21 protein-coding genes are annotated in these 21,063 nt (G+C 50.4%); 15 read left to right on the forward strand and 6 right to left on the reverse strand.

Annotated elements, in window-relative coordinates; translation table 11 throughout:
- Positions 1-99: 99 nt before the first annotated feature.
- Entirely contained in the window at positions 100-900 is an 801-nt protein-coding gene (locus AC4IE8_RS11855; RefSeq protein ID WP_068993749.1) for a hypothetical protein, read from the reverse strand.
- Between the two features lie 250 nt (positions 901-1,150).
- On the opposite strand from AC4IE8_RS11855, the gene AC4IE8_RS11860 reads away from it, so the two are divergent.
- The 9 genes from AC4IE8_RS11860 (at position 1,151) to AC4IE8_RS11900 (ending at position 10,874) form a co-directional block, all read left to right on the forward strand.
- Positions 1,151-2,002 (forward strand): glycosyltransferase family 2 protein, encoded by an 852-nt coding sequence (locus tag AC4IE8_RS11860; RefSeq protein WP_068993752.1) that lies wholly within the window; start codon positions 1,151-1,153, stop codon positions 2,000-2,002.
- Complete coding sequence (locus AC4IE8_RS11865) at positions 1,981-2,580, forward strand: hypothetical protein (RefSeq protein ID WP_490791093.1); 600 nt, start codon at positions 1,981-1,983, stop codon at positions 2,578-2,580. Before AC4IE8_RS11860 ends, AC4IE8_RS11865 begins: the two co-directional genes overlap by 22 nt.
- Positions 2,573-3,292, forward strand: coding sequence for an SDR family oxidoreductase (locus AC4IE8_RS11870; protein ID WP_068993758.1), 720 nt, complete (start codon positions 2,573-2,575; stop codon positions 3,290-3,292). Before AC4IE8_RS11865 ends, AC4IE8_RS11870 begins: the two co-directional genes overlap by 8 nt.
- Positions 3,289-4,011, forward strand: a complete 723-nt coding sequence (gene tsaA / locus AC4IE8_RS11875; RefSeq protein WP_068993761.1) for a tRNA (N6-threonylcarbamoyladenosine(37)-N6)-methyltransferase TrmO — start codon at positions 3,289-3,291, stop codon at positions 4,009-4,011. Before AC4IE8_RS11870 ends, tsaA begins: the two co-directional genes overlap by 4 nt.
- A 264-nt stretch (positions 4,012-4,275) precedes the next feature.
- Entirely contained in the window at positions 4,276-6,735 is a 2,460-nt protein-coding gene (locus AC4IE8_RS11880) for an EAL domain-containing response regulator (protein ID WP_068993768.1), read from the forward strand.
- Positions 6,736-6,967: 232 nt separating this feature from the next.
- Positions 6,968-7,444 carry a hypothetical protein gene (locus AC4IE8_RS11885; protein WP_490791094.1) on the forward strand — a complete coding sequence of 159 codons (477 nt, stop codon included), beginning with the start codon at positions 6,968-6,970 and terminating at the stop codon, positions 7,442-7,444.
- Entirely contained in the window at positions 7,434-9,272 is a 1,839-nt protein-coding gene (locus tag AC4IE8_RS11890) for an ABC transporter ATP-binding protein (protein ID WP_490791095.1), read from the forward strand. Before AC4IE8_RS11885 ends, AC4IE8_RS11890 begins: the two co-directional genes overlap by 11 nt.
- Before the next feature lie 62 nt (positions 9,273-9,334).
- Positions 9,335-9,973, forward strand: coding sequence for a riboflavin synthase subunit alpha (locus AC4IE8_RS11895; protein ID WP_490791096.1), 639 nt, complete (start codon positions 9,335-9,337; stop codon positions 9,971-9,973).
- Between the two features lie 19 nt (positions 9,974-9,992).
- Complete coding sequence (locus AC4IE8_RS11900) at positions 9,993-10,874, forward strand: ATP adenylyltransferase family protein (RefSeq protein ID WP_490791097.1); 882 nt, start codon at positions 9,993-9,995, stop codon at positions 10,872-10,874.
- Positions 10,875-10,939: 65 nt separating this feature from the next.
- On the opposite strand, the gene AC4IE8_RS11905 is transcribed toward AC4IE8_RS11900, so the two are convergent.
- From AC4IE8_RS11905 to AC4IE8_RS11920, 4 genes are all read right to left on the reverse strand, one after another.
- The gene (locus AC4IE8_RS11905; RefSeq protein ID WP_490791098.1) at positions 10,940-11,785 is read right to left on the reverse strand and encodes a metallophosphoesterase family protein; all 846 of its coding nucleotides are present in this window, start codon (positions 11,783-11,785) and stop codon (positions 10,940-10,942) included.
- A gap of 38 nt (positions 11,786-11,823) precedes the next feature.
- A complete protein-coding gene (locus AC4IE8_RS11910) occupies positions 11,824-13,215 on the reverse strand; it encodes a sodium:solute symporter family transporter (RefSeq protein ID WP_490791099.1) in 1,392 nt (463 codons plus the stop codon).
- 263 nt (positions 13,216-13,478) lie between these two features.
- Positions 13,479-16,133 (reverse strand): glycosyltransferase, encoded by a 2,655-nt coding sequence (locus tag AC4IE8_RS11915; protein WP_068993783.1) that lies wholly within the window; start codon positions 16,131-16,133, stop codon positions 13,479-13,481.
- A 207-nt stretch (positions 16,134-16,340) separates the two neighbouring features.
- Complete coding sequence (locus tag AC4IE8_RS11920; RefSeq protein ID WP_490791100.1) at positions 16,341-16,805, reverse strand: DsrE family protein; 465 nt, start codon at positions 16,803-16,805, stop codon at positions 16,341-16,343.
- A 227-nt stretch (positions 16,806-17,032) separates the two neighbouring features.
- Here AC4IE8_RS11920 and AC4IE8_RS11925 point away from each other — a divergent pair, with 227 nt between their 5' ends.
- Positions 17,033-17,377, forward strand: coding sequence for a TusE/DsrC/DsvC family sulfur relay protein (locus tag AC4IE8_RS11925; RefSeq protein WP_068993790.1), 345 nt, complete (start codon positions 17,033-17,035; stop codon positions 17,375-17,377).
- 221 nt (positions 17,378-17,598) lie between these two features.
- A complete protein-coding gene (locus tag AC4IE8_RS11930; RefSeq protein ID WP_490791101.1) occupies positions 17,599-18,108 on the forward strand; it encodes a SprT family zinc-dependent metalloprotease in 510 nt (169 codons plus the stop codon).
- Here the strand turns inward: AC4IE8_RS11930 and AC4IE8_RS11935 are convergent.
- Positions 18,103-18,375 (reverse strand): GIY-YIG nuclease family protein, encoded by a 273-nt coding sequence (locus AC4IE8_RS11935; RefSeq protein ID WP_068993794.1) that lies wholly within the window; start codon positions 18,373-18,375, stop codon positions 18,103-18,105. The two genes, AC4IE8_RS11930 and AC4IE8_RS11935, sit on opposite strands and share 6 nt — an antisense overlap.
- Positions 18,376-18,722: 347 nt before the next feature.
- Here AC4IE8_RS11935 and soxX point away from each other — a divergent pair, with 347 nt between their 5' ends.
- From soxX to AC4IE8_RS11955, 4 genes are read left to right on the forward strand one after another with little or no spacing between them, the layout of a single operon-like run.
- A complete protein-coding gene (gene soxX, locus AC4IE8_RS11940; RefSeq protein ID WP_083226157.1) occupies positions 18,723-19,091 on the forward strand; it encodes a sulfur oxidation c-type cytochrome SoxX in 369 nt (122 codons plus the stop codon).
- 51 nt (positions 19,092-19,142) lie between these two features.
- Entirely contained in the window at positions 19,143-19,982 is an 840-nt protein-coding gene (gene soxA / locus AC4IE8_RS11945) for a sulfur oxidation c-type cytochrome SoxA (protein WP_068993798.1), read from the forward strand.
- A gap of 39 nt (positions 19,983-20,021) precedes the next feature.
- Positions 20,022-20,354, forward strand: coding sequence for a hypothetical protein (locus tag AC4IE8_RS11950; protein WP_068993803.1), 333 nt, complete (start codon positions 20,022-20,024; stop codon positions 20,352-20,354).
- Between the two features lie 27 nt (positions 20,355-20,381).
- Entirely contained in the window at positions 20,382-21,053 is a 672-nt protein-coding gene (locus AC4IE8_RS11955) for a rhodanese-like domain-containing protein (RefSeq protein WP_068993806.1), read from the forward strand.
- Positions 21,054-21,063 lie beyond the last annotated feature (10 nt).

The raw sequence follows: 21,063 nt of genomic DNA on the forward strand, positions 1-21,063 counted from the left end.
CCTGTTAACACGACTTTAATGCGTCCTGCTGGGGTTGATTGGGTTGATCGACGTTGCTGTCAATGCGTAGAGGATTTATGCATTGATTAACCACGGCACTCAGTTGTGTGAAGATGAGAGCTTTCGATCTCGACTCTGTTTTGCCGATGACTTTCTGTTGATGGATGAAAACTTGCTTTTCAGTTGATCACGAAGTTGATGCCACTTGCCGGCAATGCCGTCACTGATCTGCGGATCTTCCTGTTTGACAGGTCTGCTGACAGGGCCATCCGCCTGCTTGACCCACATATCGAACGAATCGAGTATCTCTTTATCCCAGGAGTGCGGCGGCTTCACCACCCGACTCTCCCGGTAGACCTTTTCCAAAGAGAGTTTTTGTGGCATTCCGGCCTCATGCAGACTGCTCTTCAGCGTCTCCTCAGCCGCAGTGATACAGCTTTCAATCGCCTTTCTTTTAACGCTGAATGTCCTGGCAATCGCCGCTTCACTGATGCCAATTTCGTGTTTGAAAAGGAAGTAGCGTTTCTGATCATCACCCAACTGTTTCATATGCTCGATCAGAGCCAGACTCCAGTTCTCATCCTGTTCGATGTCTTTCGGCAGATAGTTGGTCTGCTCTTGTATACGCTGGGCTGACATCAATGAGCCTACAGATGTACCAAGATATTGAAAGAAAGAGAGTTTTAACTCTTTGGGAGTCTTGCAGCTGACACCGGCTACAACCAAGTGTCGCCAGGTTGAATAGTAGGCTGCTTTGCCATATTCACTGGTGCCGTATTGGCGAACGATAAAGCGATAGACACGCCCCCGATATCGTTCGTAAAAAGAGGAGAATCCCTCTTTATCATGTTTTAGGATCTTTTTTAGTACCGCTTCTGTATCAAATCGTCTCGATTTCACTTTAGCAGAGGCTCCATGTCTACCCACCCTATGTAGGTAGGAGATTATGTTCAGAAAAATCCTTTTCCAAATAAGCACTTAGTAATCCCTCATTAGCACTTACAACGGCAAACACCATTTGTCAGTATAAAGCAATTATTACAGTTTGTCTGGCTTGGGGTATTTAATAAATACTGCTTTTTTTAATACTTGCCTCACAATTTCAATAAACATATTAACAACCGAAAGCTTAAAGGTTAGGCTTTCAGGGATGTCTGTATCGGTTATCATCCCCACTTACAACCGCGCCTCCACCCTCCCCCGGGCGTTGGATTCCGTATTCGCCCAAACCCATCCTCCTCTGGAAGTGATCGTCATTGATGATGGCTCTGAGGATGAGACCAAAACAGTGGTTGAACGGGACTACCCGGATGTGATCTATCTGTCGCAGGCCAATTCAGGCGTAAGCCATGCGCGCAATACCGGTATCCAGCACGCCAAAGGTGAATGGCTGGCGCTGCTCGACTCTGATGATTCATGGCTTCCGGAAAAACTGCAATTGCAGATGGCGAGTTTGAACCGCTCACCTCAACTTCGTATCAGTCACACGGATGAAATCTGGATCAGAAATGGAGTCCGGGTTAATCAAATGAACAAACACGCCAAACAGGGTGGGCACATCTTTAAGCAGTGTCTACCATTATGCGTGATCTCCCCATCCGCTGCACTCATACATCATTCAGTTTTCCAGGAGTACGGCCTCTTCGACACCCATTTACCAGCCTGTGAGGATTATGATCTCTGGCTTCGAATCTGCGCCAAAGAAGCGGTGGATTTCGTAGAAAAACCATTGGTTGTCAAAACTGGTGGACACCAGGATCAGCTTTCACGGAAACACTGGGGAATGGACCGTTTCCGAGTCTACGCTTTGCAGAAGCTGCTCGATAACCACCATTTGAATCATGCTGACCGGTGTGCTGCCATTGAAACACTCTGCAAGAAGTGCTTGATCCTCAGCCAGGGCGCCGAAAAACGTGGCCATCAGGAGCGCGCTGACCATTTCATGGCGATCCATACCCAATATCAACAGGAGTTGCCAGCTTGCAACACCGGCGACAACTAAATCTGCTCACTGCCCTGCCTGCAGAAGCCAAACCACTGATCAAGTGTTTTGCTTTGCAACGGCATCAGCCGGTTGGCACCATCCCGCTCTACACGACACAAGGCATCCATCTGGCCATTTCAGGTCCCGGTTTGAAATCGATAAAGCCAGCGATCAGCTATCTGCAAGCGATGACCCCCAAGGGAAGCCAACCGGTCTGGATCAATCTTGGGATTTGTGGTCACGGCTCCCTGGCCACCGGAGAACTGCTGCTTGCCAATCAGGTTACAACGCCAGACGGTTTGCATTGGAAACTACAGAGCCCGGCAGGTTCAATTGCAAATCACGGACAATTGAATTGTGTTGCATCGCCTCAGGCTGTCTACCAACCACAAATGGCCTATGATATGGAGTCTTCAGGATTCCTCGCATCCCTGACGCCAACAACGTCTCTGGATCGTGTGCATATTCTCAAGGTTGTCTCCGACAATCCCGAAAACGGGATTGAAACGATTAACGCCAAACGGGTAAACAGTTTGATAACAGATCAAATTTCCCTGATCAGGGAATTTATCGAAAAGGTCTCTGAAGATGGGTGATCAAGCCAGAAGGAAGTTGCTGATTAGCGGCGCCACCCACGGCATTGGCAAGGCCATCTCCCGATCTCTGCTTGAGCAGGGCAATGAGGTTGTCGGAATTGGACGGGATTTCAGTGCATGGACTGATCCACCAGACCGGCTTCACAAGGTAACATTCGATCTGTCCGATCTAGAGCGTTTACCTGACTGTCTGAATCAGATCATTCGCTCCCACCCGGATCTTGATGGCGTTGTTCTGAATGCTGGCTATGGTCAATTCGGTTCACTTGAGGAGTTCTCATTTCAACAGATCCGCCAGATGATCGATGTCAATCTGACACAGCACATCTATACTGCCAGAGCGATGGTTCCCCAGCTGAAAAAGCTGGGCCGAGGTGACATCATCATCATCGGATCCGAATCAGCCCTGAGTGGTGGCAAGCGAGGCAGCCTCTACAGTGCCTGCAAATTCGCGCTGCGGGGATTTGCCCAGTCCCTGCGGGCTGAATGCAGTACCAGCGGAGCCCGGGTCTGCCTGATCAATCCGGGTATGGTTGCCAGTGATTTCTTCAACGAATTGGATTTCAGGCCGGGTGATGCCCCGGAAAACCACCTGCGGGTTGAGGATATCGCAGAGGCGGTCCATTGGGTACTGAACGCCCATCCAGGCACTGTGTTTGATGAAATCAATCTCAATCCGCTGAAGAAAGTCATCCAGTTCAACCCCTCATGAAATTTGAATTCCAACCCATCGGTATTATCCAATCCTGCTTCAAGGAGAAGTTCGGTATCCCACGTCAGTCGGGGCTGATCCCTGAGGCCGAGGCGATATTGACTATCCTCCCACCCTACAATCGTGCGGAGGCGTTTCGTGATATCGAGGGTTATTCACACTTGTGGCTCAGTTTTGTGTTTCACGCGGCGATCAGGGATCAGTGGAAACCGACTGTACGCCCACCCCGGCTTGGTGGAAACCAGCGTGTCGGGGTGTTTGCCACACGCAGCCCGTTTCGGCCCAATCCCATCGGACTCTCGGTGGTGAAGCTGATCGATCTGGAGTTCTCGGCACAACAGATCAAACTGAAGCTGGGCGGCGTAGACCTGTTGGATGGCACACCTGTGCTGGATATAAAGCCCTATGTACCCTATTCCGACGCCATCCCGGATGCTACAGCCGGTTTTGCACCGACACCACCTGGCAAAGAGATTCAACTCAATTTCAGCCGGCAAGCTGAGTCTGAGTTACAAAAGCACTCTGCTGATCAGATTACCCAACTGAAACGGCTCATTTATCAGATATTGTCCAACAATCCCCGTCCATCCTATCTGGAGCAAGAAAAACGTAACCGATTTGGGATGCGGCTTTATGATTTCAACATCATTTGGGAGGTTGAAGACGACCGATATCTGATCACTGAATTATCCCCGCTCAGCGATCAACCGTTTACTTGAATCAATATGCGGTGAGAGAGATTGCCACTCTGTGTCCACAGAGTTGTTAAAATCTCTAAAAAAGCAACCTATCAATGATATCCCCCCTTTCGGCGAACACCACAAAACGTTATTATTCTCAATTAGAGACAAACAGTTAGACTTAAAATCGAAGGTAGCACTTCGGATAACATAAGTTTCCTGTAAGGATGGACACACCGCCGCTTGCCGGTTTTGCGCCAAAAATTCATTCGTCATCAACCCTGGGCTAAAGACTCGACCCCTATGAGCAGTGATATTTCCAGTAAAACAGCCGCCAGCACAAGCTTGATCGAATCTTTTCTCAATCAGGTACCCGGCAGGATCTCAGCCATCCTGGAAAACTGGCATCAGCTGGTACAAAGCGACTGGAAAGGGAACCTGATCGACACCCTGATCGAACGAATCTCCACCCTTGCCGAATCGGGCACCAAGTTTGGTGTACCGCAAATCACCCAGAGCGGCAACTCACTGATTGGCCATCTGAGCGACTACCATAATACCGGCCTGAAGCCCCAACATGACGACGTGGTGGCCCTGGACGGGCTGATCCATGCGTTTAAAGATGCCTCGATACAAGCCTGTAATCAACAGGCTGAAGCTCTGGCGAGTAAGCAGCAAGAGGCTCCAGCGGAGGATGGCCAGCGACTCAATGGAGAACATAAAGTCTATCTGCTGGGCATAGAAGAATCACTTGCCGCAGGTTTGATGAGAAACTTTCAAGCCAAGAATCTTGAAGCTGTACTGATTGAGACACCTGCCGAGATCATCCGTCACTATGACCTCGATCCCAACGAGGCCGATTTCCTGATCAGCCATGTTGATATGCTTGATGAGCTGTTTCCCGAATCGAAATCAGGTGGATTATGGAACAAGAGTAACGGTCTACCCGGTCTTCCCGTGGCCTTTATCGCCGATTCATCAGACCTGAAGACAAGGCTGGCTGCGATGCGGGTCGATGCCTGCGGTTACTGGTCCAAACCGGTTGATCCCTATCTGGTGGCAAAGCGGATCGAAGAGCTCTCCACCACCGGTAGCCATAAGAATTATCGGATTTTGATCGTTGAAGACGATCCTGCCCAGGCAGATTTTGCCGACGCGATACTCAGCAAAGCCAATTTCGATTGTCATAGCGTTACCGATCCCCTCAAAGTGTTGGACGCACTCAATGAGTTCAAGCCGGACCTGATTCTGATGGATCTCTACATGCCGGGAGCCAGTGGATCAGAACTGACGGCGGTGATCAGGGAACAGAATGAATACGTCGACATACCGATCGTCTTCCTCTCCGGTGAACAGGATCTGGATAAACAGCTGGCGGCATTGAGCTTTGGCGGTGAAGACTTCCTCTCCAAACCGATCGCCCCGAAACATCTGATCAGTACGGTAACCAACAGGATACGGCGCGCCAGTCAGCTCAGTCATCGATTGCCAGGCCACTTCCGCAGTGAAAAAGAGATCGGTCTGCACAGCAGAAACTATCTTTTGGAACGCCTGGATGCGCTACTGCTTTCGGATTCAGCCCTCAACGAGGTGACCGGTGTATTTTTTCTGAAGATCGATAAACCGGAAGACCTGGTTGCCTCGGTCGGCATAGGCGGGCTGGACGTAGTGCTTGCGGAAGTCGCCAAACACCTGAAAAACCAGCTGACATCACAGGATATTCTGACCCGATTTGGTAACAGCAGCCTAAGTCTGCTTGTCATGCGTAGTGATCAGGCGGCGCTAACAGCACTTGGCGAAAATCTATGCAAGCACCTCAGTCAGCAGATCATCGAAGTTGAAAACACCACCCTTGGTGTAACCCTCAGCATCGGCATCTACCCGGTGGAACCGGGAAATCAGGATTCCCGTGCGATCATTGCACATGCACAGATCGCCAGTCGTCAGGCCACTGAAGCGGGTGGTAATCAGGTACAAGTCTTTGTTCCTGAGAAAAAGAGCGAGAGTGAAGAGGACAAAGCCCACGATATGGAGGCATTGATCCTGAAAGCCCTGGATGAGGACTATTTTGAAGTCTTCTTCCAGCCTGTGGTGGCCCTGCAGGGATCCACCCTCGCCCACTACCAAACCCTGCTGAGGCTGCAGGAACCTGACGGGAACCTGCATGCGGCAGCCGATTTCATACCGGCCGCAGAAGAAGCCGGTCTGATCAGTAAGGTAGACCAGTGGACAACCCGGCGTGCCATAGCCGTGATCAATGAACACCGAAAACAGGGTACGCCACTGCATCTGTTCGTCTCTCAATCAGCCGATCTACTGGACAACATGGAGCGACTGACCTGGCTAAAAGACAAGCGGCGCGGCGGGCAATTGGCCCCAAACACGCTGACTTTCGAATTCAATATTCATGAAGTTGCCAAATCAATGAAATCGGCAAAGATCTGTTTCGAAGTGTTGCAAAAAATGGGCATCTCCACCCTTTTAACCCGGGTCTCCATAAACCCGGAAACCGAACGGGTACTGCAACATTTGCCGATCAGTTATATCAAACTGGATAGAAGTCTCCTGCTCGATGCCGGGGATGAGGTGAAACAGCTGGTTGAAATGGTGCATAAACGCAACATCAAAGTCATTGCTCCCCAGGTTGAGGATCCACGCAGTATCGCTCTGTTGTGGAGCAGCGGCGCCGACTATGTACAGGGCAACTTTGTACAGAGACCGGAGAGCAACCTCATCTATGATTTCAATGAGTCAGTACTCTGAGGCTGATCACACCGTTGACCTGATCCCCACCAGGAGTGAATTGACAGCAAACCGGCGGTCCTGGATCAAGCTCACTCATTTTCGACGACAGACTGGAAACTTGACTTAAATCGCATTCAAAAAGAGAGGATTTCAGCCATTGAATCCGGGGTTTTGGCTCGTAATATGCATGTTTTTTCATGTATTCAGGCCAACTGCTTGACTGATTAATAGGCACCGGAGGTGAATTATCATGCAAACAATCCCACTCAAACTCATGATCTCTACCCTTCTGGTTCTCTTTTCACAGAATCTGATGGCTGAAATCGATAACCATCCCAGCCCGATAGATCCCCTTCTAATAAACTCGACGAGGACAGCCGAACAGCCTGAATCGACCCAACCTGCCGACAGCAGTGAGACCCGATTCTATCCACGCCCGATGGGACCAGCCTTTGAAGCAGGTGATGAGAGGCTGAATTGTCGCCAGTTGGATCAGCAGCTTGCCAGTCTTGAATCCGATACATACAGTGCCAAACCCGGATTCTATGAAGACCCATATGCCGGAGCTTCGATTTTTGTCGGTGCTGTTTGGGCCCCAGGCGCACTGGCCTATCTGGGCTATTCAGGTGCTGCAGAATACTCCGAACAGGATCGGGTCAGTGAAGCAGAGAACCGGATTGAAGCGCTACGACGGATGAAGGCCAGACTTCGCTGTTATGAGTATTGATGCCGATCAGATCGCCTCACCGCCTGCCATAAGGGAGAAGAGTTACCGCTGGAGCGAGCTGACCCAGATGGTGTTTCAGCATCGTCGGGAGCTGGTTGCCGCCAACCTGATTGCGATCCTGGGAGCTGTCGCTGCCGTTCCGGTTCCACTGCTGATTCCACTCTTGGTTGATGAAGTTCTGCTCAATCAGCCCGGAACAGCTGTGGGCATCATGAACAGTCTGTTTCCGGAGCACTGGCATGGCCCGGTGCTCTATATTATGGCGGTCCTGGTCTTAACCCTGATTCTGCGTATTTTTGCCCTCATCTTCGGCGTCTGGCAGACCTGGCAGTTTACCCGGATCGCCAAGGATGTGATTTTCCATATCCGCCGGGATCTGCTGCATCGGCTGGAACGGATCTCCATGTCCTCTTATGAAACCATGGGCAGTGGCACAGTCGCTTCTCACCTGGTCACCGACCTGGAAGCGGTCGACACTTTTGTCAGTGTCACCACCAGTAAATTCCTGGTCGCGGCATTGAGCATCATCGGTACAGCCGTGGTGCTGTTATGGATCAACTGGCCACTGGCCCTGTTCATCCTGTTTCTCAACCCCCTGGTGATCTACTTCACCACGATATTCGGACGCAAAGTCAAACATCTCAAAAAAAGGGAGAACTCAGCATTTCAGGCTTTTCAGGAGTCCCTGGAAGAGACACTGGATGCCATTCAACAGATCAGAGCGAGTAATCGGGAACGGCACTACATACACCGCATTATCGACAAGGCGGATAATATCCGTAAGCATTCAGCCGCATTCACCTGGAAAAGCGATGCGGCAAATCGACTCTCATTCATGATATTCCTGTTCGGCTTCGATATCTTTCGCGGTGTCAGTATGTTCATGGTGCTCTGGTCAGATCTCACCATTGGCGAAATGCTGGGTGTCTACGCTTACCTCTGGTTTATGATGGGGCCGGTTCAGGAGGTCTTGAACATTCAGTATTCCTATAACGGGGCCCAGGCCGCGCTCGGTCGAATCAATGCTATGATGCAGGTCGACCTGGAGCCCTGCTATCCGCATAAGCAAAATCCGTTCGAAGGAAAGAAAACGGTCAGTCTGCGCCTGCAGGATCTGAAATTCGCCTATGGCGACGGCCCCCCCGTACTCAACGGGGTTGAGCTGAACATCGCCGCCGGAGAAAAAGTAGCCTTTGTCGGTGCCAGTGGTGGCGGCAAGACCACCCTGGTACAGATCATCCTGGGTCTCTACCCGGTGAAGTCCGGTCACGTCTATTTTGATGATGTACCGGTTGAAGAGATCGGCATGGACATCGTGCGCGACCATGTGGCCACCGTCCTGCAACACCCGGCTCTACTGAATGACAGTGTCAGAATCAATCTCACCCTAGGAAAGGATATTGACGAGGAAAAACTCTGGCAGGCTCTGGAGATTGCACAACTGAAAAATACCATCATGGAGATGGAACAGGGGCTGGAAACCCTGATAGGTCGCTTTGGCGTCAGGCTGTCCGGCGGTCAACGGCAACGCCTGGCCATTGCCCGAATGGTCCTGACCGATCCCAGTGTGGTGATACTCGATGAAGCCACATCGGCACTCGACACCACCACAGAAGGCAACCTTCACTCGGCTCTGCAGGTGTTTCTCGACGGGCGTACAACGATTATCATTGCACACCGATTGAGCGCCGTGAAACAGGCGGACCGGGTACTGGTGTTTGAAGATGGCCTGGTGGTCGAAGAGGGACGGCATGATGAGCTGATAGAGAACAATGGCCTCTACAGTACCCTATACGGCCGTCAGGAACAGGGTTCGAACAGTTACTGACCAGACCGGCTTCTGTGTTGTTATCATATGCAGAATCACACCATCGGTTGAGGAGATTTTTGATGTTTACCGGTATTGTTCAGGGCACCGCCGAAATTGTCGCCATTGAACAGAAACATAACTTCCGCACACACCGGGCACGCTTCCCCTCAGAGGCGCTGACTGGATTAACCCCGGGGGCATCCATTGCCCATAACGGATGCTGCCTGACCGTAACCCGGATCGACGGTGAACTGGTCGATTTTGATCTGATGCAGGAGACCCTGAACATTACCAACCTTGGTGAACTCGAGGTAGGTGATGCGGTCAACTTTGAGCGCGCTGCGAAATATGGTGATGAGATAGGTGGACATGCCATGTCGGGGCACATCCTTTGTACCGCCCAGGTGGTTGATGTGAGGACCTCCGAAAACAATCATCAAATCAGATTCTCCCTGCCGCATGCCTGGACAAAATACATCTTCACCAAAGGCTACATAGGCATCGATGGCATCAGCTTGACAATCGGTGATGTGGCGGCCAATGAGTTTGAAGTCAACCTGATCCCGGAAACCCTGCAGCGCACCAACATCGGCAGTCGTCAAATCGGTGACCGGGTGAACATTGAGATTGATCCGCAGACCCAGGCGATCGTCGATACGGTGACCAACCTACTGCCAGAGCTGTATCAGCGGATGACACACACTCAAGCGGATATTTGATACAAAGCTGTCATCAAGTATGTCAATCGAGCTTGAAAAAGGCACCCTGTGGAGGAAGGTCGTCGACACGACTCAACAGGCCATTGACAATAAAAGCCTGCTTACCATCGAGACCCACTCCTACAACATCCGGCAGCAAGGCTTGAATTTTACGGTTCGGGTTGCTGAAAACATCAAGCGCAAGAGAGATCAGAATAGAGTAGCGCCCGATTTCAATCCGTTTCTACCGCCGGAAGCCGCGTTGACGGTATGTGACATCTCCACATCCCATATCGCCGTACTGAATAAATTCAATGTGGTTGAACATCACCTGCTGATTGTCACACGACAGTTCGAATCACAGCAGAGTCTGCTGACCATGACGGATTTTTCTGCGCTCTGCCACTGCCTGCCGGAGTATCCCAGTCTCGGTTTCTACAATGCCGGGGAAGCTGCCGGCGCCAGCCAGAAACACAAGCATCTGCAAATGGCGCCCTTACCACTCTACGGAGAAGCAGAACCCTTCCCATTCTCAGCGGTTTTTGCAAAACAGAGTGAAACCGACACAATCTCACAACTCACCCAACTGCCGTTCAAACACGCCTTTTGCTGCCTGCCGGAGGGCCTGTTCAATAACCCGGAACAGGCGGCAATCCATTGTCACCATCTCTACCACAGGATGCTGGAACGCCTTGAGATCACCAGATTGGCCGGTTCAAAGGAGCAACACCACTCAACCCCTTACAATCTACTGGTGACGAAACAATGGATGCTGCTGGTACCACGCACGACAGAGTGCTGGCAGAAGATATCTGTCAATGCGATGGCTTACGTCGGCTCACTGTTTGTGATTAATCAGGAGGGATTGAAGCGGCTGGAAGAGTTCGGGCCTGTTAACCTGCTTCGAGCGGTCTCTCAATGAACATCCATAACCCTGCAGTAAAATCAAACAGACAAGCTTAAAATAACCTGACACTTGATAAGTTATCACAATGAGAGTGGCTGAAGTGTAATCGCCCTTCCCTGTTGTTCACGTTCACTTTCCGGCAAAACATCCATGCTTGGCCACAATCCACTCTCTAATGCCTGACAATAACCATTATCCAGACCAGCCCGCTTCATCACCTGCCGGGTCTGTCGGTAATCAGTTTTCAATCGATGCCATTGACACTTAACAGAGTCCTCATTGGGTATGAGCAGTAGATACCAACCATCCCGGGTTCCATCATTGGCTGGCATACCGATCACACCACTATTCAGCCAATATCTGTTTTCCAGTTTTTCAGCAAACGGGATTCCAGCATGGCCACCAATCAATACATCGGTGCCGGCCAAGGATAACTCATGCCGCTTTATATCCGCCGGAGATGAAGCAAAAACAAATCGGTTGATTGCGCTGACTGCACCATGCACGAGATGAAAGCTGTGGCCATTCATTGTGAACTGGATTGCCTTAGGCAGTGTCCCCATCCATGCTTTATCCGCTTCGTTCAATTGTTCACTGCAGTAGGGATACCAGGACTCTGCCAACACTGAACAGCGACTGCCGGATTCAAAACCGCAGCCACAATCCTCACGCCCTGTTGCGAGAGACTCCTCACAATTCCCCATAACGACAGGAATCCCCCACTCTCTGATCAACTTTACGGTCTCTGCCGGTTGGCCACAGTAGGCAACACAATCGCCATTACAAATCACCTGTGTTGGCGGTAGCTTCAGCTCAGTGGCAACCTGTAATAGAGCCTGTGTCGCTTGCAGGTTTCCATAGGGACCGCCAAAGATCATTACAGCCTGCTCAAAACAACCCAGATTGAGTACGGCGCTATCAGTCACTCTTATAACTCCCTCGTCAACCTGAAGTTGCCAGCCGCTCAGTAATCACTGGCACTTGCAGGGATGGTCTTATAGGTATCACTCTGCCGGCGCCCAAGCCAAAACATCAAACACCCCAGAATTAACACACTCAAGGATATCGTGAGCAGTTTGGTGTATTTATGACTCTCTCCCAGCCACATGGTGTAGCCGGTGGACTCCATGAAATAGAGCACAGCTCCAGTGATTGAGAGTGTAAAACTTGCCAAATAACTCCAAACGGGGATTCGCTCCCAATTCCGCCACAGAGAGAAGAAGATCACCGGTGCCAGATAGAGGGAGGCTGTACCGCTAACCGCTACAGCACTGAACAGATCCTTGTTACCGACGAAGACCATCAACAGACCCAGCAACATAAATAGCGCCATCACCATACGCCCATTTCTCATCGTGGGTGAAAGGAATTTCATATCCACAACCACCAGTTTTGCTGAGCTTGAAAGCGTACTGTCCAGTGTCGACATGGCGGAAATCACCAACGCAGCATTGAACAGCAACATCGGCACATCACCCAGCAGGCGCATCAGAACATCATTCATGGCCTCACCTGTTGCCGCCTGCGATCCGGCTAATATTCCCAAGCCACCAAATAAGAGTATGCAGCTCATACTGATCCAGGCGGCATGATAAAAACTACGGCGCGTCGTCTGTCGATCGGCGAGAAAGCCCCGATCCATCATCACCGGATCATGCATTGGATAGCTCCAGATCTGCAGCAGTGCCACCAGCATCAGGATCGGCCCAGGTTGATCGATCTCGAAAGGTTTGAACAGTAGATTATCGAGGCTCACATGCCCGCCGCTGAAGGCCAGTACCAACAACATAACCAAGACAACCAGGAAGATAACCATTTGGAACAGATCGGTTCTCAATGACGCATGCAGCCCCCCCAGCATGGAGTAGGTCAGGGTCACCAGAGCCAGACCCACCACCGCCAAGGCATAAGAGCCACTGCCGGCCGCGCCAAACAGAATGCCGATTACCAGTAAATTGGCAAATACCTCACTGGTCAATCTCACCCCGATTACCAGGTTGTAGCAACCCGTACCCCATTCGCCAAATCGATCAAACAAGAAGGCCTGAATGCTGTCGTAACCTTTGCGAAAACGCAGATCATCGATAATCATGCCACCGGTTATAAATGAGAGATAGTAGAGCCCGTAGGCAAGCGTACCCCACAAACCGTAGTAGAAACCGAGGATCGCTGCATTCATCAGTGAGCGGGCAAAAATCCAGGTCGTAACCTGGGAAAAGATCAACATGACCAAACCAGGTGTCTCTCCCGCAGGTGATAGTCCTTTGTAGAAAGCTCCCTCCCCATTCGCCTTGGGCGCCAACAGTATCGATACCAATGCAATTGAAACGGCCAGGAGAGGCAAAACCAAATCCATTCCAAAACCTCATTGTTGTTTAAAATCAAGTACAGAGGATAAACAGTGTGCAACGAACGCACTCTATTTATTACGATGGTCGTTGCAGATTGGATTCACCGTGTGGCTATGCAGAATAGTAGTTATCCATTCACCCGGCAAGCCACTTGGCAGTGTCTCCCGGTAGAAAACCTCTAAGAAAATCCACTCAATTTTTCATGGAAATAGAGCGGGATTGTGATCCAATAACCGGCAAACTGGAGTTTGAATTGATGACATGAAAATTACTTGTCCGGATTTTGCAATAATAAACCAGGGTCGATCTCTGTAGTTTGACCTTCAAGCGTATCAGGCATCACACCCATCGGACCCACAATCCTTGCCGACAAGTTAGGAAAGGCACTGATCATGGAAACAATGATTGCCGCACCATAGGGTATGGCCTGCAGCAACAACACGATGGACCAAATCTGCGCGTCCGGGGAATCAGCACCATACTGCCAATTGATCACCGTCGCGGCCAACAGCAAGGCGAGAAAGAACAGCGCCTCTTCACGGGCATCCTGCAATGCCTTTAATAGCCCCGAGTTATTGGCTTGTTTGGGCGTTCTGAAGAAGGGTAAACCGCTGGTCCAGATACCCTGCACGATTGCTAGAGCAATCGTGTGGGAGAGTGCCAGACCTGCCAGTGCTGCCGCGATACTCTGGCGTACCGTTGCCTCAACGCGACGTCGATAGAGAAAAAACATCTTCAAGATCTTAAACACGAACAGACTCATCGGCAGTACAGCAAACAACGGCAATGGTGCGGTAAAATCCACCGGCCAGATCAGCATGCAGGCGGACCAGGTGATCGCGGCGATATTGAAAAACAGATTGAAGCCGTCTGCGAACCAGGGCAGCCATCCGGCTATGAAGTGGTAGCGTTGACCCGGGGTCAACTGGCTGGTTCTGGTTGCAAACAGCATCCCCAGGTGGTGCTTGAGGATTTGAACCGCACCATAGGCCCAACGGAAACGCTGTTTCTTGAAATCGAGAAAGGTGTCCGGCATCAAGCCTCGGCCATAACTCTTAGGGATATAGACCGCCTCATGTCCCTGCTCAAATACCCGTAATCCAAGATCGGCATCCTCTGTAATGCACCACTCTCCCCAACCGCCAATCTCATCCAGCACGCTACGTCTGACCATGGTCATGGTGCCATGCTGTATGATCGCGTTTCGCTCATTGCGGGTAACCATGCCGATGTGAAAAAAACCGCGGTACTCAGCCAGGCACATCGCCTTGAAACAGCTTTCACTGCCATCCCGATAGTCTTGCGGCGACTGGACTATGGCCGTCTCACGGCGCTGAAACAGCGGCACAAGATCACGCAACCAACTCGCCTCAACCTGATAATCACTGTCGATCACGGCAATCACCTGGGCATCGGGATGGCTCTCCTGCAAGGTAAAATTCAATGCCCCGGCCTTGAATCCGGCCAATGGTGATCGATGAAAAAAACGAAACCGCTGGCCCAGTTTTTCACAGTGTGCTTCAACCGGTTTCCATACCAGTGGATCTTTGGTGTTGTTATCGATAACCAGAACTTCATAGTTGGGGTAATCCAACTTGGCCAGAGCATTCAGGGTTTCGATCATCATATCCGGTGGTTCGTTGTAGGCCGGCACATGTATTGAAACCATTGGCAGATCATCATCATTCACCTGCTTACGCTTCGGCTGCCGGCGCCACTGTCGCAACCACAAAGACTCTGCCCATTCATGGGCTTCGGCAAACAGCACCACCAGAACACCCAGCATGCCGATAAATAGCACAATACCTACCAGTACGGTATTCAGCGTCATATATTGCCGGGTATAGTCGTAGAACATCCATACCGCACCAGTCGCTGCCGCATAGGCAACCAGTGCCAGAAAACCCCGGCCACTGGAGCGTAAACCCTCGCTGTCTCGAAACAGGAACAGCAGAGCAATAACACCGAAGAGAATCGAAATAGCCGCCAACTCACGCCAATGAGGTACATCGACAACCGGTTCGGAAAAGGTAAATTTGGCATTCCTGTCGATGTCGTAGACACCCCAGTAGGTACCAACCCCACTCTCCTGCCGCTCTTTCCAGGGTTGATCAAACGCCTCCATCACGTAGTAGATATAGCCTCGCTCTTCCGCTACCTGCAAAAACCGCCTTAGAAAGCTGGCCTGGTTCGCTTGCGATGGTGTAGCCTCGCGCCTTGGCCTGCCGTTGCTGGGCCAACCTACTTCGGCGATCACGATCGGCTTGTTCGGGAAGGTCTGTTGCAGCTTTTCAAACGTGCGAACAGTGAAATCGACGGCAGCATCCACAGACTGCCCCTCCCAGTAAGGCAGGATATGGGCTGCAATATAGTCCACATGTTCAGCCAGCTGCGGATACTCCAACCAGATATGCCAGGGCTCAGCAACACTGACCGGCGCCCAGACCCGCTGCTTTACCAGGGTAAGGTAGTCGATCGCCTGTTGCAGTGTGATATCACCACGATAGAGGGCTTCGTTACCGACCATCACGCGGACAACATTTCTATGGTGTTGTCTGCTGAGTGAGATCAGGTTTTCGATCTCCTCTGAATTTGTTGCCTGATCACCATCGATCCAGGCGCCGAGCGCCACATTCAGACCCTGTTCTTCAGCCAGTCTGGGTATTTCCCGATAACTGCCGCTGACCGAGTAGCTACGTACCGCATAAGTCTTATCCGACAGCAGCAACAGATCCGCTTCAATCTCCGCTTCACTCGGGTAGTGGCCAAGACTCGGATCGTGCCAGGCTCTGACCGGAGAGAATGAAAAACCCTGGATGCGTTTTGGCCAGGGCGGCTCGCTGGAACTTCCGCTGAGCAGATTCCAGATCATCAGCGTCAACAGAGCTATGGCCAGCGTAATAACCAGATTGGGTCGTAACATATGGGACTACTGCTTGAAAAAATCAGCGTATAGTAATTCCTTTAGCGGATAGGGATTGTGATCTGTAGCGTCTTTTTATGACGCATTTGTTAAAAACAGTCAGACTTGGGTAGTTTTAGATAACTGATTGATATTCTGTGTTAAGCCAAAGTCGAAAGGACCCATCCATGGCTATGGAATGAAGATTGATACCCGCTTGAGTGATAATCAGCGTATCTCTTCGAGACTTCTTCTGCGGATATGCACCTGAGGAATGATCAGTGCATAGCCATGCTGCTGCCAATGCACCAATTCAGTAAAGGCCGAAGGCACCAACTCGACGAACTCATGAAAATCACCCAATTTATAGTCGTAGTCATTGGCTGCCAGATTACAGACCTTGAACTCAACGCCAAGGGCGGCGTAATAGCGCATGCGTTCAACCACATCTTTGTACTTGGCATAGTTCTTCTTTACCAGTGTCACGATCTCTGTGCCGTGTATCACGACCTTGATGTCCATCATCTCCGGCGCCAGGTCATAGGGGGATTCAGTCAGGGGATTCATCAGTGAACGTATCCAGAACAGAGCCGCAGACATTTTCTCCGGCTCATCCAGAAAAAAATCGTAAACCACTTTGGGCGAGTCGTAGTTAGGTTGAGTGATTATCGGTTCATCATCTGCGCTTAGCACGAGTGGATGCAACACCATTATTATTAAAAATAGGATTCTTTTCACCGCACCCTCCCCAGGTTGTACGAAAACAGAGAAATCCCTGATTTAGACAGCGGATAATGCCATTACTCTCAACTTGAATGAGCGATTTTTCAGACTATATTATCCAATACGACTACTTATTGGCGCATTAGTTTTTCTTATCCAATAGGGCATCACTGATTAAACGACTAAAGGAGCTGGTAATGGCACAGATTTCCACACAAGCGCCTCTGAAAGGTAAAGGCAATATACCTTTGGAGTTTGATGAGGACGGCTTCCTGATCAACACAGAGGCATGGACACGGGAAACCGGAAGGTTGATTGCCCAAATGGATGGCATCAGAGAGTTAACCCCCGATCACTGGTCTGTGATTCTCTATCTTCGTGAGCAACACCTTGAATCCGGTGGACTCCCGGTTATGTCTCATATCTGCCGAATCATGCACCTAGGTAAGCATGGTGTGACCCGTCTGTTTGGCGGTTGCCGGGAAGCCTGGCGTATCTCAGGACTCCCCAATCCAGGAGAGGAGGCCAAAAACTATATGTAGTTCCTCCTGCCCCTGATATCAGGGGCTTTTTTTAACTCCGATTGAGTCATAGCTGGCTGTTTTTTGAACCACCTATTTGGGCCTGTTAACACTCAGTAATTGATCACCCTATCTGGGACACTGCAATTGCGAACGCAGCAGATTTATCAGCCTACCGGACCGACCACATCTGGTGATATATTGAATCTTTGATTTGTCGATACCGGGTTACATAGGGTCAGATGACTGAACAACAAGCGCAAACAGCAGCAAGGGAAAGAACGCGCCAATTACTGGCTTCAGCTGAGCAAAGCTTCAAGTTATCCCCCTGCCATCCGGAGATCCTGTTTGATCTGAAGGGTAAATCGGCCGGGCTGTTGGTGATCCACCCCAGCGGCCAAATGAAAATCCGCTACAACTCAACGCTGCTGGCACAGTATGGTGAGAAGTTTCTTGAGCAGACCGTACCCCATGAAGTCGCACACCTGCTAGCACGCAGACTCTACGGTCAGTCGATCAAACCCCATGGCAGCGAGTGGCGGTCGATCATGTCTTACTTCAATGTACCGGCAAACCGTTGCCACAGTTTTGACACCTCGCAAAGTGCAGCCCGCAGCATGCGTTATTTCGATTACCACTGTCTTTGCCGACAACATAAACTCAGTGCAATCCGGCACAACAGAATCATCTCCGGCGTCACTTATCTCTGCCAAACCTGCGGTAGCAGTCTGATCCTGAGTGAATCCTCATGACGATACGGTCTGATTGATCATCAGCTGCTTTTCTGCGGTTTTCATCCGTTTGATTGCCAGCTCACGACGTAACGCAGCACTTCGATCTGGCAGGGTTTCTGTAAAGACCAGTTCGACGGGGGTTCTTCCCCGGGTGTATTTGGCGCCTATCCCACGATTGTGTTCAGCAACCCGCCGATTGATGTCATTTGTTATGCCGGTGTAGAGCGTGTTATCAGTACATCTCAATATATAAACATACCAATCTGATTTATCTGCTGTTGTCATCGATCTACCAAGGCTTGACGATCAAAGTCACTCGTGGGCCACTAGGGCCTGTTTAAGCCGCTGTGAAGCTGTCTGCTGAATGGTGTTTTTTTCATTAATATTAACCAGATACTCATGCCAAATCAGATTTCCATAGTCGATACCATGGTTTACCACTATAATTTTTGCTACTTTCAGGACTTTACAGAGTCTACTACAAAGTATCACAATGCAATCAGCCAAAAATTCGTCCTGAGAGACAATGGCAAGCAAACGACTTGTTGTAATCCAGTTAGCTTAAAATAAACTCAATAAAGCTTATTAAACAACAGGTTACAACCACATTAACCCCCATCCTGGAGGACACGATGATTGGTAATACCAAAAAGTGGATTGGAAAAGTCGGTATGATTGGTGTCATAGCCGGCCAAGTTCTGGTCTCCCCCACTCTCCTAGCCGGCGATGCAGATGTCGCAGAAGGCAAAAAAATCGCATTCGACAGGAAAAAAGGCAACTGCCTGGCCTGTCACAACATCAGCGGCGCGCCCTCACCGGGTAATATCGCACCGGCATTGATTGCCATGAAATCCCGCTATCCGACAAAGGAAGCACTCACTGAGCAGATCTGGGATGCCACCATTAAAAACCCGGAATCTTCAATGCCACCTTTTGGCAAGCACGGCATTCTTTCCGAGTCTGATTTCAAAAAAGTGGTTGAGTACGTCTGGACCCTTTAAGCCATACAACTCCTAAAGATCAAGACTGCACTCCTTTGAGGTTGAAATAACATGAAACAACTATTTCGTAAGTTGACCTTGCTGGTCATGACCTGTGGCTTTATTGCTTCTGCACAGGCAACAACCCCTGAAGAAGACCTGGCGGCGTTCCAGAACTTCTTCAAAAAGCGCTTTCCCAATGTAGAGACCCAAGACTATATCAATGGCGCCTACTCCATCGACCCGGTCGGGCGTGAAAACTGGGAAGCCATCGAAGAGTTCCCCCCCTATGAACCTTTCATTGATGAAGGGCAAGCCATGTGGGAGACCCCCTTTGCGAATGGCAAAACCTATAAAGACTGTTTTCCAGACGGTCCTGCCCTGGCCGGTAAATATCCGCACTGGGACAAGGATAAAGGCATGGTCATGACCCTGCCTCTGGCACTCAACAACTGCCGCAAAGCTAATGGCGAAAAGCCGATGAAGTATAAGAAAGGCCCAATCAACAGCATCCTCTCTTATCTCTCATATGAGTCCCGCGGTCAGGTTACTAATGTGGTCGTACCCAGTGATGATCCAAAAGCCCTGCAGGCCTATGAGGATGGTAAGAAGTTCTACTATACCCGCCGTGGACAGCTGAACTTCTCCTGTGCCCATTGTCATTTGCAGAATGCGGGTATGATTCTACGTACCGAGATTCTCAGTCCGGCTCTCGGACATACCACTCACTTTCCTGTCTATCGCTCGAAGTGGGGTACGGTAGGCACACTGCATCGCCGTTTCACCGGCTGTAACAAACAGGTCCGTGCCAAACCTTTCAAGGCGCATGGTGAGGAGTACCGTAATCTGGAGTACTTCCTGACCTACATGAGCAATGGCCTGCCACTCAACGGCCCCGGCGCCAGAAAGTAACCCCTATCAGGACAAGATTACGTGATCGGAGTAAAAGCGATGCACAAAAGAAAAGTTCTCAAATTCAGCCTGCTGGCTGGCATTTTATGCAGCAGCATGACAACCTTAGCCCTGGCTGACGAAGTATCTACCGCCAAGGTGCAAAAACTGATTGACGCAGCGGATGCTGCCAGAAAACAGGCCGCCGAAGTGGGCGGCGAATGGCGTGATACCGGTAAAATGATCAAGAAGGCAAAAGGGCTTCTTAAAAAAGGTGATTTTGTGGCAGCGGCGAAGCTTGCCAACAAAGCAGCCAAGCAGGGGCACCTGGGTTATGAACAGGCGATGTCACAGAAAGAGCTTAAACTGCCCTCTTACCTACACTACGAATAACGGCTAACGCCACGGGAGGAAGACATAATGAAGTTTGTCAAAGTACTCATGCTGACCACACTTGTTGGTGGCGTAGCACTTACTACACAATTGCGTGCGGAAGAAGGTAATCAGATTTCACCAGGACTGCAGTCAGTGGAAGTGATGCATGGCGGTGAAAAGGTCATGATCACCCGCTCTGCCGATAAGAATGCGGTGGTACCGAAATCCTTTTCCAAAACATCTCGTCACTGCCCACCCTTCTGCATTCAACCTGCGACCATCTCAGCCGGGGTGGATACTGTGGGTGAATTGGAAGTCCTGGGTTACCTGAAACGTGTCAGTGATGGTGATCGTAAAGTGATGGTGGTGGATTCACGCACCCCTGAATGGATCATTCGCGGCACCATTCCCGGTTCCGTTAACATTCCCTGGAACAGGATCAATGTGGATGTTCAGGGTGCCTTTGACGTGTCTGCAGAAGCTGACACACTGCATGACATTCTGATCAATCAGCTTGGTGTACAGGATATCAAAGGCAACCTTGACTTCCGTAATGCCAAGACCCTGGTGATGTTCTGTAACGGCAGCTGGTGTCCTCAGTCTTCGAGCAACATCAAAACCCTGCTCAACCTGGGATATCCCGCTTATAAACTGAAATGGTATCGCGGTGGCATGCAGGACTGGGTAAGCCTGGGCCTGACCACAGTCAACAAGTAAGACTGAAATC

Source organism: Candidatus Thiodiazotropha sp. AKAK2 (assembly GCF_058244685.1).